Here is a 14,970-nt window from a genome sequence, read left to right on the forward strand (position 1 = left end):
CAATGGAAAAAACGCAGTACTGTTCGTGTGAACCATCAAATGATCTGGAATGGATAGGAATATGGTATAAATAGAAGACGTCACATTACGGAGGTTGCACGAATTCATGATATGGGTCATCGTAATATTGCTTGTGTACTTCTTCCAAATCGTGACGATTGTGCTCTCAGAATACAAGCATCCATCTAAAGCAGTTGCCTGGTTATTGATTCTTTTCTGCTTTCCTCTCATTGGCTTTGTCATGTATTACTTTCTGGCTCAGGAATATACGGCTCGTAGACGTGTGCGCAAGCATGAATTGTGGGGAGAATACGTTAATAAAAGCGAGCTGTCCAAGTTGAGTATTATTGATCAAGTTGAGGAATTGAACAACAGCGATATGCTTAAGCATGAACGTTTGTTTTCTTTAATTTCTACTTTGTCGCCCAGCCCGATAACCAGCTGCAACTCAACTGAGGTATTAACGAATGGACAGGCTGCGTTTGAATCGATGCTGGACGCTATCCGCGGGGCGAAGCGTCATATACATATGGAATTTTATATTATTCGAGATGATGGTATTGGCACGATGTTTCAAGAAGCACTGATTGCGAAGGCGAAGGAAGGCGTCAAGGTGCGCATCATTGCGGATGGGGTAGGAAGCATTGAGCTGCGGCGCAAATATGTGCGCAAGCTCCAGCAGGCAGGCGTGGAATTTCATTGGTTCCTTCCTGTGTGGGTATCTTTCTTTCGGCGCAGGCTCAACTACCGGAACCATCGCAAGATTGTCGTGATTGACGGGACGATTGGATTTGTTGGCGGTATTAATATCGGTGACGATTATTTAGGGTTGAACCACAAGCTGGGGTTTTGGAGAGATACACATTTGCGGGTAGTAGGGGATGGTGTCTACGCGCTTCAGGCCGTATTTCTGCACGACTGGTCCTTTGTGAAGGAGCCGCCGAATGATCGGCAGGATCTATTTCCTGAACATACCTGTCAAGGCTGTGAGCAGGTGAAGATGATTTCAAGCGGGCCAGACGCAAGCTGGGATGCCATTCAAGAGCTGTTCTTCGGAGCATTAAGCTCGGCGCAGGAACGGATGTGGATAATAACGCCATACTTCATTCCTGATTTAAGCATCCGGCTTGCATTGAAGACGGCAGCGGTAAGCGGAATTGATGTGCGGGTTATTATTCCGGGGAAGTCGGATTCACGCATCGTAGATTGGGGCTCCTTATCCTATGTGGAAGAGCTCATGCAGTCCGGGGTTCGCTTTTATCAATATCAGAAAGGCTTCGCCCATGCAAAAGCATTTATTATGGATAACGCGCTGGGTTCAGTCGGAACTGCGAATTTGGATATGCGCAGCTTTTTTAGTAATTTTGAGATCAATGCGGTGTTGTTCGACAAGCAGGCAATTGAACGATTGGAGCAGGATTTCTATAAGGATTTTGATGACAGTGTTGAAATTGATTATACGAAGTTCGTTCATCGCTCCCGCTGGCAACGGGCAGCCGAGGCGTTGGCTCGGCTGCTATCGCCGCTTCTGTAATGCAGCAATATGGCTTGCTAGTGCTTCCAATACTGGCTCAATGTGCTGCTTCGGCTCAAGCTGAATGAGATCGCCTGTTAGCTGCAGGCGATCAGCAGCATTAAGCAGATGGAAATCCCGAGGCATCGGATTCCGTCTGACTTCATCCCAAGTAAGCGGCATGGAGACGGACGCATATCGCGTTGCTCGTGGTGTATAGGGAGCCGCGATGGTTCGTCCTTTGTCATGCTGCATGTAATCGATATAAATCTTAGTGCCGCGATTTTTTTTGAATCGTTCAATCGTGAACAGCTTCGGGTGACGTTCACATAAATAAGCCGCAACCACATGTCCCAGTTCTTTTAACTGAGTGAAGGAAGGGCCTTGCTCAATGGGGACTACAATCTGTACGCCTGTTGCACCGGAGGTCTTCGGCACGGAGCGGAGCCCCAGCTGCTCCAGCATATCACCGACGAGCGCAGCTGCCTCCATGATCCGAGGCTCCTCCTCGACAGACGGATCAAGGTCAATAATCCACTCCGTCGGAAGCGGGTCATGAACCTTATGCAGGGAGGGGTGGTATTCGATGCAAGCCAGATTCCCAAGCCAGAGCAATGTCGTAATATCATTGAGCACCACATAAGAAATGCCTTCCGATACAGCCGTTTGAACATAAGGTGGAGTGGGCTCAGGGGCATTTTTCTGATAGAAGAATTTCCCGCTTACGCCATCTGGATAACGTATTGTCGTTAAGTATCTTCCTTCACATGCAGGCAGCAAATAAGGACTAAGCCGTACAAGCTCCTGCATGAACCGTCCTTTAGTAATCCCCATTTCAGGGAACAGCATCTTGTCAGGATTGGTAATCTGCACATGATTCCCGCCGATGTTCAATGTCGTGGCAGAAGTCTGTGCCTGGCTGATAGTCCCCTTTGAAGTTCCCAATATATGAAACCTCCTTCACGCACATTGATGATGGCCGCTCTATGGCCACTCTTCAACGCGCTATAGCCGAATTTATCAGGTACCGTGTTTGAAAATGTTTTGGAATTTCAGGTATTAAGCAGTGGCAGCGTTAAGATGCGCGGATGGCGAAGCAAGCCAGCGTCTGTGTATTCTAGAGCACCGATGAGACAAGGGATAGGATGTCGATACCAGATAATCTGCTCCTTCGATAAGGAAGCAGGCAGCCCTTGTGTTGTTGGACGGTCTGCTGGATGCTTGATTGCCCATGCCGTAAGCAGCTGTCTGCGGAGCTCGTCCAATCCGATAGAGGCCTTGCCTATATATTGCCCTGCAGAATCCGCCAAGACAATGCTTGAAGGACGATTGTCCTTACGCACATAGCCAATTGCGAAAGACTCAAGCTGCATATCCTTCTTCTTCTTTATCCAATCTCGATGCTGTTTCCCTTCTACATAGGGCGAATCCAATCGCTTGCTGACGATTCCTTCCCACCCACGCTCGTTGACCCACTGCCATAAGGCGTCGCCATCATCGAAGCAATCCGTTACGAAGCAACGTTCTGTTGATGGTATTGGCAGGCTAATAAGGCGTTCATAACGCTCAGAGTAGGGACATGCCCGGACATCCTTCCCATTGCATGCGAGCAGGTCGAAGAGTACGTAGATGGCTTGCAACGCTTTACCTGCTCCTTGCGCTCTTGTCCGCTCCCGCTGAAGCACAAGCGGGAATGACGGGCGCAGCGTCTTAGGATCCATTACAACGACTTCTCCATCCAAGAGCACAGGGTGCTGAAGCGTTCTCGACCATTGATTGAGTATCCCGGTTACTTCTGGGTAGATACTGGTCTTGTTAAGCAATTTCTTCGAGTACAGCTGTACGCTCCCAGGAGAGCATAAAGCTAATATGCGTACCCCATCCCACTTTAGTTGATGCGTCCAGCCTGCTCCTGTAGGGATATGGGAGGACAGCAGCGGGGACATGGGAGGGGCAGGCAGTCGATACGCAGCAGAAAGAGATTCCTTCGTCTGTTCTGTACCTTGATTAGAAGGTATAGAAAGTAAGTCTGATTGTGAGGGAACGTTAGAATTGGCAATCGACGTTGCAGTCAGATTACGCGGCCCATCCTCTCTCATTAGGAGCTCAAGCCTTCCTTCGATTTCTTAGTACTTCTGCGCCGACGTGCAGGAGGGGCTGGTTCTGCAGCTTCTCCGCTGGCTGCTTGCTTAGCCGGCACGCGTGTAGAAGTACTGCGAGCCTTGCGCCTGCTTCGAGGAGCTTCTTCGGACAAGGTTGACTCATTAGCAGCTGCATTTGCACCGGTCTGCTCGGTATTTGCTTCCTGTGCTGCCGTTTCTGATTTTCGTTTAGTTGTTCTTCGTTTCCGTGACGATGCGCCTTCTGTAGCTGTTGCATTGCTTGCTGTTACCGGCTGGCTTACGCCTGTATCCGTGCTAATCGGTGCAGGTGATTTCATTGCCTCGATACTAGCTTGCAATGCAGCCATCAAATCAACGACATTAGCGGTAGGCTGAGCAGCTGGAGCGGTACGAATCTCTTGTCCTGCAATTTTTTGTTCGATACGTTCCAACAAGCGTGCTCGGTACTCGTCCGTATATTTTTCAGGTTCGAAGGAGGTTGATAACTGGCTAATAAGCAGCTTGGCCATCTCTAGTTCTTTGGGGTTCACCTGTACCTGTTCCGGAACATTCGGAACTTGAGTCGATGCCCGGATCTCGTCGGGGTAGTGCATCGTCTCCATTACGAGGCAATTGTTCAACACACGTATTGCAGCAAGACTGCTCTTAGCCCGAAGGGTAACCTTAGCAATTCCTATTTTGCCAGTCTCATTGAGGGCTTCCCTCAGAAGTTGATACGCATTCGCCCCAGCTTGGTCTGGGGAGAGGTAATACGTTTTCTGGTAATAAATTGGATCGATTTCCTGCAAATCGACAAAATCAATGATGGAGATAGCACGGTTGGCCTCTTCTTGCAGCTGCTCCAATTCCTCTTTGTCGAATAAGACGAAACGCCCTTTCTCATACTCATATCCCTTGATGATCTCGTCCCAGGCCACCTCTTTGTCGCATACCGGACAGGATCGAACGTAGGATAACGGGCTGCCGCACTCTTTATGAATCATGCGCATGGATATATCCTTATCCTCGGTTGCGGTATGCATTTTGACAGGGACGTGTACAAGGCCGAAGCTTATGGCGCCTTTCCAAACCGTATGCATGCTGTGCCTCCTTTGCTTATCGATACTTGATGATCACATTAGTAAGCATGACAAATGTAAAATGATTGCCTGATCTCAGTATGTGACAGATGCACAGGGGTTACCCATTCAGAATCATGCATGAAATAGGAAGCGCTGAGCCATCTTAACAGAAGGTGGCTGCAGGCAGGATATGCCGCATGCGGCGTGGAAAATGAAGGAGGATGGGACAAGATGATGGATGCCAACCGTGCGAAGCAAATATTAGAGATGAAGGATACTGTGCCCGTTCGCTTGGATGGGGAGCAGTCTGTGTGGATTGAAAGCGTGGATGTAGCAAATAGTATGGCGACCGTTCAAGTGGGAACGAGTCCATTGAACACGCAGACGGTAGCGGTAGACCGCCTCGTTGAGGAGAAAAAGCATTAACGCCTCTTGTATGGAATGATGGAAACAAAAGAAGGGAGAAGGCGCCTGCGGCATGCAGGTGTCTTTTTGTATATTAGACATTTGATTTATGCCTTTCTTTTTGGCAGGTGAAAATGGTTTTAGGATGGTGAGGGGAGTGTACCATGGATTGCATGTAGGGTCATAGAAATCATTTTCCTAAGGGTATAGTTGTACGATGACTTCGCATGTTTCTAAGGTAGATCTCGGTTTGGAGATGTTGAATTTATGCTATAATGATAACTTAGTTACTATACGTATCGTGATGGAGGACAAATATGAATCAAATTGCGGAATTTGCCTTCCGCTCAAGCAGCGAAGCGGATACGGAACGACTGGCTTCCCGGCTGGCTGAACGGTTCCATGCGGGAACTGTAATCGCGCTTGATGGGGACTTAGGCGCAGGCAAGACGAGGTTCTCACAGGCTGTAGCGAAGGCGCTGGGCATTACGGGTGTCGTGAACAGCCCAACCTTTACGATTATTAAGGAATACGAAGGCGATGCGTTGCCTTTATATCATATGGACGTATATCGGATATCGATGGCGGAAGCGGACGAGCTGGGGCTGGATGAGTACTTCTATGGAGAAGGCGTGTCCTTGGTGGAATGGTCCAGCATTATTACCCCGATCTTGCCTCCACAGCATTTGCACTTGTTCATTCAGAATGAGGGAGAGACAGAACGCATCATTCGATTGACTGGATACGGGGAGCCGTACGTGTCATGGGTGAATGAATTGAAACGGATGGGAGTATGAATCATGGCAGTACAACATGAGCAAGTCAAGGTGTTAGCGTTAGATACCTCTACTTCTACTATGGCTCTAGCGCTTCTTCATGATAGGGGAACAGCAGCTCAGCTTGAATCGCAGGCTGAACGCAATCACTCCTTGAAGCTGGTTCCAGCGATGCAATCCATGCTGAAGGGTCTGGATTGGGAGGGGAGCGATCTTTCTCTCCTTGCAGTGGGGATTGGACCAGGCTCTTATACAGGTGTGCGAATTTCCGTTACAGCTGCGAAGACCATGGCCTGGGCATGGGGCAAGCCGGTTGTAGGCGTGTCAAGCTTGCATGCATTAGCGCTAAGCGGACTAGAAGCTGTTCGCGAGGGAAAAGTCTCAGATGGGATCCTAAAGATAGGCAAAGACTGGGTTTATCCGTTAGTGGACGCTCGGAGAGGCCAAGTATATACGGCTCGGTTCCGCACAGGAACAGATACAGGTGCTGTCGAAGTAGAAGATAAGACTTCTGGACAAGAATCGGAATGGGATACACAGCTCGGATATCGCGTGCAAGAGGATGGGATTCGATTGTTCAGTCAGGTGGCTGAAGAGGTGGCACACGTATTGCAATCCACTGATTTAGAGCCGGCTGATATGCCCGAACATGTATGGTTCGTCGGAGAGATTGAGCCGCATTTGGAACGAATTGCAGCACTTCAAGAACAATTCGGAGATCGGATACATGCGGTTCCTTGTATGATGAAGGCCCATTGGATCGGCCGAATTGGAAGCAAGGCCTTCCATCAAGGTGAGATTGGTGACACACACCGACTGGAGCCGAATTACACACAATTGACGGAAGCGGAATCGAAGCTGCTAGCGAAGGAGCAGGCGGCAGCCAAGGCTGTACAACAATCGTAAAGGAGCGTACTTCGAATGGGACAAGCTGAAGAACAGAAGGCTGGAATTGTGTCACAGCCGCGGCATGCAGGTCAGGACGAGGCGAATGTTAACCACTCTTCTCAGCTGAAACAAGCTCAACATGTTCAATTTCGCCGTATGACGATTGATGATATCTCGGGTGTGCTCGCGGTTGAGCATGCTTCATTTACGTTGCCATGGACACAAGATGCTTTCCGTAATGAGATGACGAACAATTTATTTGCAAAATATATCGTGATGACAGCGGGTGAGCGTATTATCGGTTATGCAGGAATGTGGACCGTCCTGGATGAGGCGCATATTACGAATATTGCTGTACATCCAGAATATCGAGGGCAGCGGCTCGGAGAAATGCTGCTCCAAGAGCTAGTTCAGCTGGCGCACTCACTTGAAATGCTGCGAATGACACTTGAGGTACGTGTCTCGAATCATGTCGCACAGCGATTGTATGCCAAGTTCGGCTTCACTTCGCAAGGCGTGCGCAAAGGCTATTACTCCGATAACCAAGAAGACGCGCTTATTATGTGGTCAGACTTGGATCCTACGGCTCCCTATGCAAGACCCTAAGGCGCTAACTGATTAAAGCAGGTGAAATCATTGACGAACCAATCTATTAAAGATAATTCTTGCCTCATTATGTCTATTGAAACGAGCTGCGATGAGACCTCAGTAGCTCTCGTCCGCGATGGACGAGAGGTGCTGTCCAATATGGTGTCCAGTCAAATCGACGTTCATCGCCGCTTCGGCGGAGTTGTTCCTGAGATTGCCTCTCGCAAGCATGTCGAGACGATTACGGTGATGCTGGAGCAGGCGCTTCAGGAAGCAGACGTTATGATGGCAGATGTAGATGCAATTGCGGTAACACAAGGGCCGGGTCTAGTCGGATCGCTGCTTGTTGGCGTTGTCGCTGCCAAATCACTGTCTATGGCTCTTGATATTCCGCTCATTGGAACTCATCATATTGCGGGTCATATTTATGCGAATCGACTAGTGGAAGAGATTGAGTACCCATGCATGGCGCTCGTAGTGTCTGGGGGTCATACAGAACTTGTGCTCTTGGAGGAAGAAGGAAAATTCCAGGTAATCGGGCGTACAAGAGACGACGCAGTAGGCGAGGCTTATGACAAGGTTGCACGGGCAGTCGGCTTCCCATATCCGGGGGGTCCGCATATCGACCGGCTGGCAGTTGAATCAACCGAGGAGGTCGAGATGCCCCGAGCTTGGCTTGATCCCGAATCGTACGACTTCAGCTTCAGTGGATTGAAATCTGCCGTGCTGAATGCGGTCAACCAGGCAAAGATGAAGGGGGACGAGCCGAATTACGCAGGAATTGCCCGTGGATTCCAGCTCTCTGTCATCGACGTGCTGATTGGCAAAGCGATGCGGGCTGTTCAACAATACGGTGCGAAGCAGCTTCTGCTGTGCGGAGGGGTTGCCGCCAACCGGGGCCTGCGGGCAGCATTGGCAGAACGCTGTGCTGCTGAGGGGATTCCGCTGCTCATCCCGCCATTCGAATATTGTACGGACAATGCGGCAATGATTGGAGCTGCTGCTTACTTGAAGTGGAAGCATGGTCAGTCTACGCCGCTTGACTTCAAGGCAGAGCCATCGTTCTCCTTAGAAGCGTGGTCCGTGTAATCCATTGCAGAATGCAGCTTCTTTCAAGCGTCGATAATTAGGTATTGACGATTTCAGATGAGGGCAATATAATAGTCATCAAACCTAAATCCTTCCATGGAATGGGAAATACGGTATAACGCTAAGATCAGGAGTAGTAGGGAAATTGCTGTTCAAATGAAGAGAGCTGCGGGATGGTGCAACGCAGTGGCAGCAAGCCTGAACTCGCCTGTGAGCGGATCGGCGGAATGAAGTACGCAGATACGGTAGCCCCCGTCATCGGGCGTACATGACGATATATTTCTAGGCTGTGGCCTGCGTGTATCGACATGTGCATGAAGCGGATGAGGCTTCATCTATCGCGAAGATGGAGTTCATCAACTAGAGTGGTACCACGGCAGAACACCTGTCGTCTCTAACGAGGCGACAGGTTTTTTTATTGTCACCCAACTTAATCGAACGACACGACAATAACATAGTATTCATACACAACGAACAGGAGTAGTAAGAGTTGAACTGTCTCACAGCAAGCTGCGGGGTGATGCGACGCAGTGACAGTAAAGTCTGAACTCGCCTGGGAGTGGAACAGCTGAACGAGCATGATTGGATATGACGATATTCCGATTATATTCGATAAGCAGTTACGGTACCTGCCGTTATCAGGCATGAGAGGAAGGTCTCGAATAGGAGCTGGCTGCGCCTGCGTCTTATATGGCCTTCAATCGGAGTGGTACCGCGGCATACAACCTGTCGTCTCCTGATACGTGGAGACGATAGGTTTTTTTGTATTCATTTCTCCTTTTGGAGTATGTCTCTGGACGACAGAAAAATAATTTCCGTTTGAAGATGAATAACGAGTTTCTATGCTGATTCCCTATAGCCTTTCCATATGAAGGAGGACTTTCTATGTCAACGAACAATAGCAATATGGTTCGAATTTTCGATACTACGCTGCGGGATGGAGAGCAAGCACCAGGTGCAGCTCTCACGTTGGATCAGAAGTTGGAGCTGGCGGGGAGACTCGCTGCATTGGGTGTAGATGTCATGGAGCCGGGATTTCCGGTATCCAGCCCAGGGGAATTTGAGGCCGTACAGCGCATTTCAAGAATGTTCCCTGAGGTTGAAATCTGTGGTTTTGCACGTGCGGTAAAAGAGGATATCGATGCTGCGGTTCGCGCAACCGAAGATGCAGCGAAGAGACGTATCCATCTCTTTATTTCCGCTTCGGATATTCATCTGCAATATCAGCTGCGCAAGACTCGGGAAGAAGTGAAGCAAATGGCACGGGAAATGGTGTCCTACGCCAAGCAATTTGTAGATCAGATTGAGTTCACGGCTATGGATGCGACACGCGCAGACGCTGATTATGTAATTGAACTTGTAGAGACTGCTATTCAAGAAGGAGCCACAATTATTAACTTGCCGGATACAGTTGGTTATGCTCTTCCTGAGGAGTACGGAGCATTATTCCGCAAGGTGAGACAAGGCGCGCGGGGGGCAGACCAAGTTCAATTCAGTGCCCATTGCCATAATGATCTGGGTCTTGCTGTTGCGAACAGCATCGCTGCGATTAAGGCAGGAGCTACTCAGATTGAAGTAACGGTAAATGGGGTTGGGGAACGCACAGGCAATTGCGCGTTGGAAGAGCTCGTGATGGCACTGAATACGCGGAATGATGTATTGCGGGCGGGCACGCAGATCAAGCCAGAGCACTTATACGAAACGTCTCGCATGGTTAGCCGCATGATGCATTTCCCGATTGCATTCAACAAGCCGATTGTGGGCCGCAACGCTTTCCAGCATGAGTCTGGTATTCATCAGGATGGATTGCTCAAAAACCGCAGCACTTACGAGATCATGGATCCTGTTGAGCTGGGCATTCCTCATCATATGATTATTCTGGGCAAGCATTCGGGACGCCATGCACTCAAGCATAGAGCTGCCCAATATGGAGTCTCATTGGATACGAATCAGTTGGAAGAGGTATATGCGAACTTCAAGCAGATGGCTGATCAGCAGAAGGTTGTGACGGATGAACAACTGCTTCATTGCATCGGGGAGACGTTGAATGAACAGCTGGAGGCTGTTGAACTGCTTGATGTTCAAGTAATAGCGGGGAGCTCTCGCAGTCGTGTTGCCTCCGTGGTAGTTAAGAAGCAGGATACTGGAATGGAGCATACTTACGCCGGTGTGGGCAGCGGGCCAATTGAAGCCGTGATACGGGCAATTACGCAGTCCTTCTCTGAACCGATTCAATTTGAAGACTTAGAGCTTCATTCCTTGTCTTCCGGGGAGAATGCTGCGGGCGAGGCCATAGTTACCGTGTCGTGCAATGAATGCCGCTACCAAGGAAGTGCGATGCACCAAGATATTGTAATGGCGGCTGCACAAGCCTATGTTGCTGCATGCAATCAAGCCGTTCGAGGCCAAGTGGCTGAGTCAGACCCTATTGCCGAGTCGAGGATTGTGGAGGTATCCTAACGAAGTGTGGACAAAGTTATCCACATATTCCGTTGAAAACGTGGATAGAACGATTTCGGCCATGCAGGACTAAGGATCTAGTTTTGGTGAAAAAAAGAATAACATTTGCAATGGAATACACTGGAATTGTGGATAATGTGGATAAAACAGTGGATAATCTTGGTTTACAAAATCAAAACACTGCTCTACCAATAAAAAATGAGTGGAAATGAAAACTTGAATTCTGTTTCATAAAGATGAATCTTGTGAATAACCTGTGATTTACGTGGATGTGGTCTTAAGGTATGCATTTCTTCATGAAAATTCCAAATGGTGGAGTGGGATGCGGGGCATGGATGCTGCGGGATGACTTATCTTTCTCCCGATAAATAATGGTTCGGTGCTGATGCTATTCAGCACTGACCATCCATCTTGTAAGTAGCCATTCAGAGTAAAATTGATTCACCGAGCTGTGATGGAGGTGTTGGAATGGATGAGCTTAAGAACAGTGCTCAGATTGTGCAGGACAAGCTTGCAGCTAGGGGTCTGCCTAATCAGGTTGTTGAGCTGCCGGATAGCACGAGAACCGCGCAAGAAGCCGCAAACACAATCGGGTGTGAAATATCGCAAATCGCAAAGTCAATTATATTTCGCAGAAAGGCTGCAGACCTCCCTTTGCTGATTGTGGCAAGTGGGACGAATCGCGTAAATGAGAGAGCGATCAGTTATCTATTGAACGAAAAGATTGGCAAGGCAGATGCTGATTTTGTCCGAGAACATACAGGCTATGTGATCGGAGGTGTTCCGCCGTTTGCCCATAAGGAATCGATTGAGACGCTGATCGACGAAGAACTGATGAAATATGAAGTGATATGGGCCGCAGCAGGCCATCCCAAAGCTGTCTTTTCAATTAACGCCTGAGCAGTTAGTGGAATTGACGAACGGAAAGGTAGTTTCTATCACATAGTTCATATGGATAAGTTGTATGGTGCCTGAAGTGTATACAAAAAAAGGGATCCCAATGGAGATCCCTTTTCAACACGTATTGAGGATAAACTTTCTTATGCATCCATAAGCAGCTCCCACTCGGCATATACTTCATCAAGTGCGGCCTTGGACGCATCTAATTGCTCTTGAATCGACTGGACGCGTACATAATCATTGAACACTTCGGGTTCGGTAAGCTCTAGCTCACGAGCAGCAATCTCTGCTTCCAACTCGGCAATTTGCTTCTCGATTTGCTCCAGCTTACGTTGTCGTGCGCGTTCTTCTCGCTTCGACTGCTTATCTGCTTCATACGTAGACAATCCGCTAGGTGCTGCTTCTGATTTGCCTTCCGCCGTACTGCTCTGGAATGAAGCAGGTTTGCTCGGCTGAGATGGATTTGTGGAGAGCAGATCCTTATCTTCTTCTAGCTGCTGCTTCTTCTCTACATAGTCGTCATAATTTCCTAGGAAATGACACGTTCCTTCTGCACTCATTTCCACGATGCGCTCAGCCATCTTGTTCAGGAAGTAACGGTCATGTGAAATAAAGAGCAGTGTGCCTTCATAGTCAATCAGAGCGGATTCGAGCACTTCCTTGCTGAATAGATCCAAATGGTTGGTCGGCTCATCGAGTATGAGCACATTTGCTTGTAGGAGCATCAGCTTGGCTAGTGCTACTCTAGCTTTTTCCCCACCACTGAGAGAAGCGATCTTCTTCTGTACATCGTCTCCGCTGAATAAGAAGCTTCCGAGTACGGTTCGAATACGAACTTCATCCATATGCGGATAGGCAGACCATACTTCCTCCATGACGGTTACATTCGGGTTCAAATTTGTCTGTTCCTGATCATAGTAACCAATCGTAACATTCGTGCCCCATTGGATCTGTCCAGCTAATAGATCGTGCTTGCCAGTCAATGCTTTCAACAAGGTTGACTTGCCGATTCCGTTCGGGCCAATGAGTGCGACCATTTCTCCACGCTTCAATTCGAAGCTTACGTGGCGGAATAATGGAGGCTTATGGTCATAGGAGGCAGATGCTTCTTCTACTTTAAGCACATCTTTCCCGCTTTGACGTGTAATCTCGAAGCTGAAGCTTGCACGCTTCAGATCCCCTAATGGCTTATCGATTCGTTCCATTTTTTCGAGTGTTTTACGACGGCTTTGTGCACGCTTGGTTGTTGAGGCGCGTACGATATTGCGCTGTACAAAGTCCTCAAGCTTAGCTATTTCAACTTGCTGCTTCTCATAGAGTTTCATTTGCTGCTCATATTCGGCTGCCTTCAACTCGATATATTTCGAATAATTGCCTGTATACCGCTTGGCCTGATGGCGTTCGATCTCGATGATCGTCGTCACCATCGCATCTAGGAAGTATCGGTCATGCGATACAACAAGGACAGCGCCAGGGTAGGAGCGTAAGTAACCTTCGAGCCATGTAAGGGTATGGATGTCTAGATGGTTCGTAGGTTCGTCAAGCAAGAGCAAATCAGGCTGTTGCAACAAAATTCGGGCAAGTGCCAATCTCGTCTTCTGTCCACCGCTCAACGTGTGAATATGAATCGTGTTCGGATCCATCTGGCCGAATCCCATGCCGTGCAAGATGCTTCGCACACGCGTCTCCATCTCGTAGCCGCCATGCTGGCGGAACCAATCTTGTTGCTCCGCATATCGACGCAAGATCTCTTCATATCGAGATTCATTCTCCGCAGTTGCAGGGTCAGCAATAAGACGCTCTAATTCTCGAAGCTCCTGCTCAGCCTCAATGAGGTGAGAGAATACGGACATCATCTCTTCCCAAATCGTCCGTTCCGAGTGAAGGCCGGTATGTTGGGCAAGATAGCCGATTCGAGTTTCCTTCGACTTGTATATGATGCCATCATCAGGTGTGAGCTCTCCCGCAATCATTTGCAGGAGCGTAGACTTGCCGGCGCCGTTGACCCCAACTAAGCCAATCCGCTCACGTTCTAAAATTTGAAAAGTAATGTTGGATAACACGGGGGTAATCCCGTAACTTTTGCATATGCCGTTCGCTTGAAGCAGCATCGGTATCTCCTCCGTTTTGGGCAAACTACCATGTCTTAAGAGGTTGTCCAATCCGTGCTACAAGAGCAATCAGAATTGAACATATCCTCTTAAGTTTACATGAAAATGCGGAAAAGTGCGAAGTCTTTCCATGTATGAGATGATAATAACGAAAGCAGTCGGTATCGAAAATGGAGAATGCTTGCGCATAGCTAGCGGAAATGAAGTAAGGATGGTAAACTAAGGTTGAAAATGGTGAAAATGAGTGAAAATAAGAGTAAATGAACATACATAAGAGATTTACGCCGAATGGAAGAATGTAACGCAGCGGAGGAGGGGTACAGTTGGAGCAAGCGGCAGATAAAGGCATACTACGAGAACGATTCAAACAGCGCCGAAAGGCGGTAATGGAGAAGGAGTACGCTGTATCCAGTGCAGAAGTATGCAATCATGCTTCTGCCTATTTCGCGCAGCTGCGGGAACATTTGAAACGCCCTCTTCGGATATTTGGCTATTGGCCATTTGGAAGAGAATTGGACATCAAACCATTGCTTGCTGCATGTTTAGCAGCTGGAGATCAGATTTACTTGCCGCGAACGATCCCTGCTACACGAACAATGACACTGCATCGATGGGATGACCGCACGACGTTTACGGATGGCTGCTTCGGACTCCGTGAACCTGAAGCACATACGGATGTGCTGCCGAGCGAAGAATGGACAATTCTAGACGTAATTATTGTACCTGGTATTGCATTTGATACCGAAGGCGGCAGACTCGGATTAGGGGCTGGATATTATGACCGCTTCTGGCAGTCTTATATGGAGAGCTTCACGAACAAACAAGGAGTCGAAGAGGATCTATCAGTCGTGCGGATAAGCTGTGTCTATTCTTGGCAGATTACTGATGATGTTCCGATGGAGCCCCATGACATTGGGGTGGATCTGCTTATTTCCGAAGAAGGCATAATTTTCTGCGAGCGAGGAAGGATTTCGCAGGAAGAGCTCGAACTTGGATTGCAGTAGCAGACTCATGGTATTTTTGATTAGACTGCGACTTTTTATATTGGACTAGACA

General features: G+C 48.5%; 14 protein-coding genes and 2 other annotated features. Of the genes, 10 read left to right on the forward strand and 4 right to left on the reverse strand.

Annotated elements, in window-relative coordinates:
• The first annotated feature begins 106 nt into the window (after positions 1 to 106).
• Positions 107 to 1,534, forward strand: a complete 1,428-nt coding sequence (gene cls, locus RQP50_RS01330) for a cardiolipin synthase (RefSeq protein ID WP_072727408.1) — start codon at positions 107 to 109, stop codon at positions 1,532 to 1,534.
• Here the strand turns inward: cls and ligD are convergent.
• The 3 genes from ligD to ku form a co-directional block, all read right to left on the reverse strand.
• Positions 1,517 to 2,458, reverse strand: a complete 942-nt coding sequence (ligD, locus tag RQP50_RS01335) for a non-homologous end-joining DNA ligase (RefSeq protein ID WP_083544785.1) — start codon at positions 2,456 to 2,458, stop codon at positions 1,517 to 1,519. The genes cls and ligD overlap by 18 nt on opposite strands.
• A gap of 107 nt (positions 2,459 to 2,565) precedes the next feature.
• Entirely contained in the window at positions 2,566 to 3,612 is a 1,047-nt protein-coding gene (locus RQP50_RS01340; protein WP_083544783.1) for an ATP-dependent DNA ligase, read from the reverse strand.
• Positions 3,612 to 4,715: a non-homologous end joining protein Ku gene (ku, locus tag RQP50_RS01345; protein ID WP_315742654.1), complete on the reverse strand. Its 1,104-nt coding sequence runs from the start codon at positions 4,713 to 4,715 to the stop codon at positions 3,612 to 3,614. Before ku ends, RQP50_RS01340 begins: the two co-directional genes overlap by 1 nt.
• Positions 4,716 to 4,931: 216 nt before the next feature.
• On the opposite strand from ku, the gene RQP50_RS01350 reads away from it, so the two are divergent.
• The 8 genes from RQP50_RS01350 (at position 4,932) to RQP50_RS01385 (ending at position 11,803) form a co-directional block, all read left to right on the forward strand.
• The gene (locus RQP50_RS01350) at positions 4,932 to 5,123 is read left to right on the forward strand and encodes an H-type small acid-soluble spore protein (protein ID WP_028531648.1); all 192 of its coding nucleotides are present in this window, start codon (positions 4,932 to 4,934) and stop codon (positions 5,121 to 5,123) included.
• A gap of 296 nt (positions 5,124 to 5,419) precedes the next feature.
• Positions 5,420 to 5,899: a tRNA (adenosine(37)-N6)-threonylcarbamoyltransferase complex ATPase subunit type 1 TsaE gene (tsaE, locus tag RQP50_RS01355; RefSeq protein ID WP_021254337.1), complete on the forward strand. Its 480-nt coding sequence runs from the start codon at positions 5,420 to 5,422 to the stop codon at positions 5,897 to 5,899.
• Positions 5,900 to 5,902: 3 nt separating this feature from the next.
• Positions 5,903 to 6,784: a tRNA (adenosine(37)-N6)-threonylcarbamoyltransferase complex dimerization subunit type 1 TsaB gene (gene tsaB, locus RQP50_RS01360; protein ID WP_315742657.1), complete on the forward strand. Its 882-nt coding sequence runs from the start codon at positions 5,903 to 5,905 to the stop codon at positions 6,782 to 6,784.
• Between the two features lie 138 nt (positions 6,785 to 6,922).
• Positions 6,923 to 7,372 carry a ribosomal protein S18-alanine N-acetyltransferase gene (gene rimI, locus RQP50_RS01365; RefSeq protein ID WP_051249928.1) on the forward strand — a complete coding sequence of 150 codons (450 nt, stop codon included), beginning with the start codon at positions 6,923 to 6,925 and terminating at the stop codon, positions 7,370 to 7,372.
• Between the two features lie 69 nt (positions 7,373 to 7,441).
• On the forward strand, positions 7,442 to 8,443 hold the full coding sequence (tsaD, locus tag RQP50_RS01370; protein WP_315744522.1) for a tRNA (adenosine(37)-N6)-threonylcarbamoyltransferase complex transferase subunit TsaD: 1,002 nt from the start codon (positions 7,442 to 7,444) through the stop codon (positions 8,441 to 8,443).
• A gap of 114 nt (positions 8,444 to 8,557) precedes the next feature.
• Positions 8,558 to 8,842, forward strand: a binding site (T-box leader).
• A gap of 62 nt (positions 8,843 to 8,904) precedes the next feature.
• Positions 8,905 to 9,183, forward strand: a binding site (T-box leader).
• 145 nt (positions 9,184 to 9,328) lie between these two features.
• The gene (locus RQP50_RS01375; RefSeq protein ID WP_315742660.1) at positions 9,329 to 10,903 is read left to right on the forward strand and encodes a 2-isopropylmalate synthase; all 1,575 of its coding nucleotides are present in this window, start codon (positions 9,329 to 9,331) and stop codon (positions 10,901 to 10,903) included.
• 86 nt (positions 10,904 to 10,989) lie between these two features.
• Complete coding sequence (locus RQP50_RS01380; RefSeq protein WP_265332066.1) at positions 10,990 to 11,115, forward strand: hypothetical protein; 126 nt, start codon at positions 10,990 to 10,992, stop codon at positions 11,113 to 11,115.
• A gap of 256 nt (positions 11,116 to 11,371) precedes the next feature.
• A complete protein-coding gene (locus RQP50_RS01385) occupies positions 11,372 to 11,803 on the forward strand; it encodes a YbaK/EbsC family protein (protein ID WP_315742663.1) in 432 nt (143 codons plus the stop codon).
• A 140-nt stretch (positions 11,804 to 11,943) separates the two neighbouring features.
• Here RQP50_RS01385 and RQP50_RS01390 read toward each other — a convergent pair whose 3' ends face one another.
• On the reverse strand, positions 11,944 to 13,914 hold the full coding sequence (locus RQP50_RS01390; protein WP_315742665.1) for an ABC-F family ATP-binding cassette domain-containing protein: 1,971 nt from the start codon (positions 13,912 to 13,914) through the stop codon (positions 11,944 to 11,946).
• A 323-nt stretch (positions 13,915 to 14,237) separates the two neighbouring features.
• On the opposite strand from RQP50_RS01390, the gene RQP50_RS01395 reads away from it, so the two are divergent.
• Positions 14,238 to 14,918: a 5-formyltetrahydrofolate cyclo-ligase gene (locus RQP50_RS01395; protein ID WP_315742667.1), complete on the forward strand. Its 681-nt coding sequence runs from the start codon at positions 14,238 to 14,240 to the stop codon at positions 14,916 to 14,918.
• Positions 14,919 to 14,970: the final 52 nt, after the last annotated feature.

Origin of the sequence: Paenibacillus suaedae, from assembly GCF_032337355.1 — a bacterium.
Classification (GTDB): Bacteria; Bacillota; Bacilli; order Paenibacillales; family Paenibacillaceae; genus Paenibacillus_B; species Paenibacillus_B suaedae.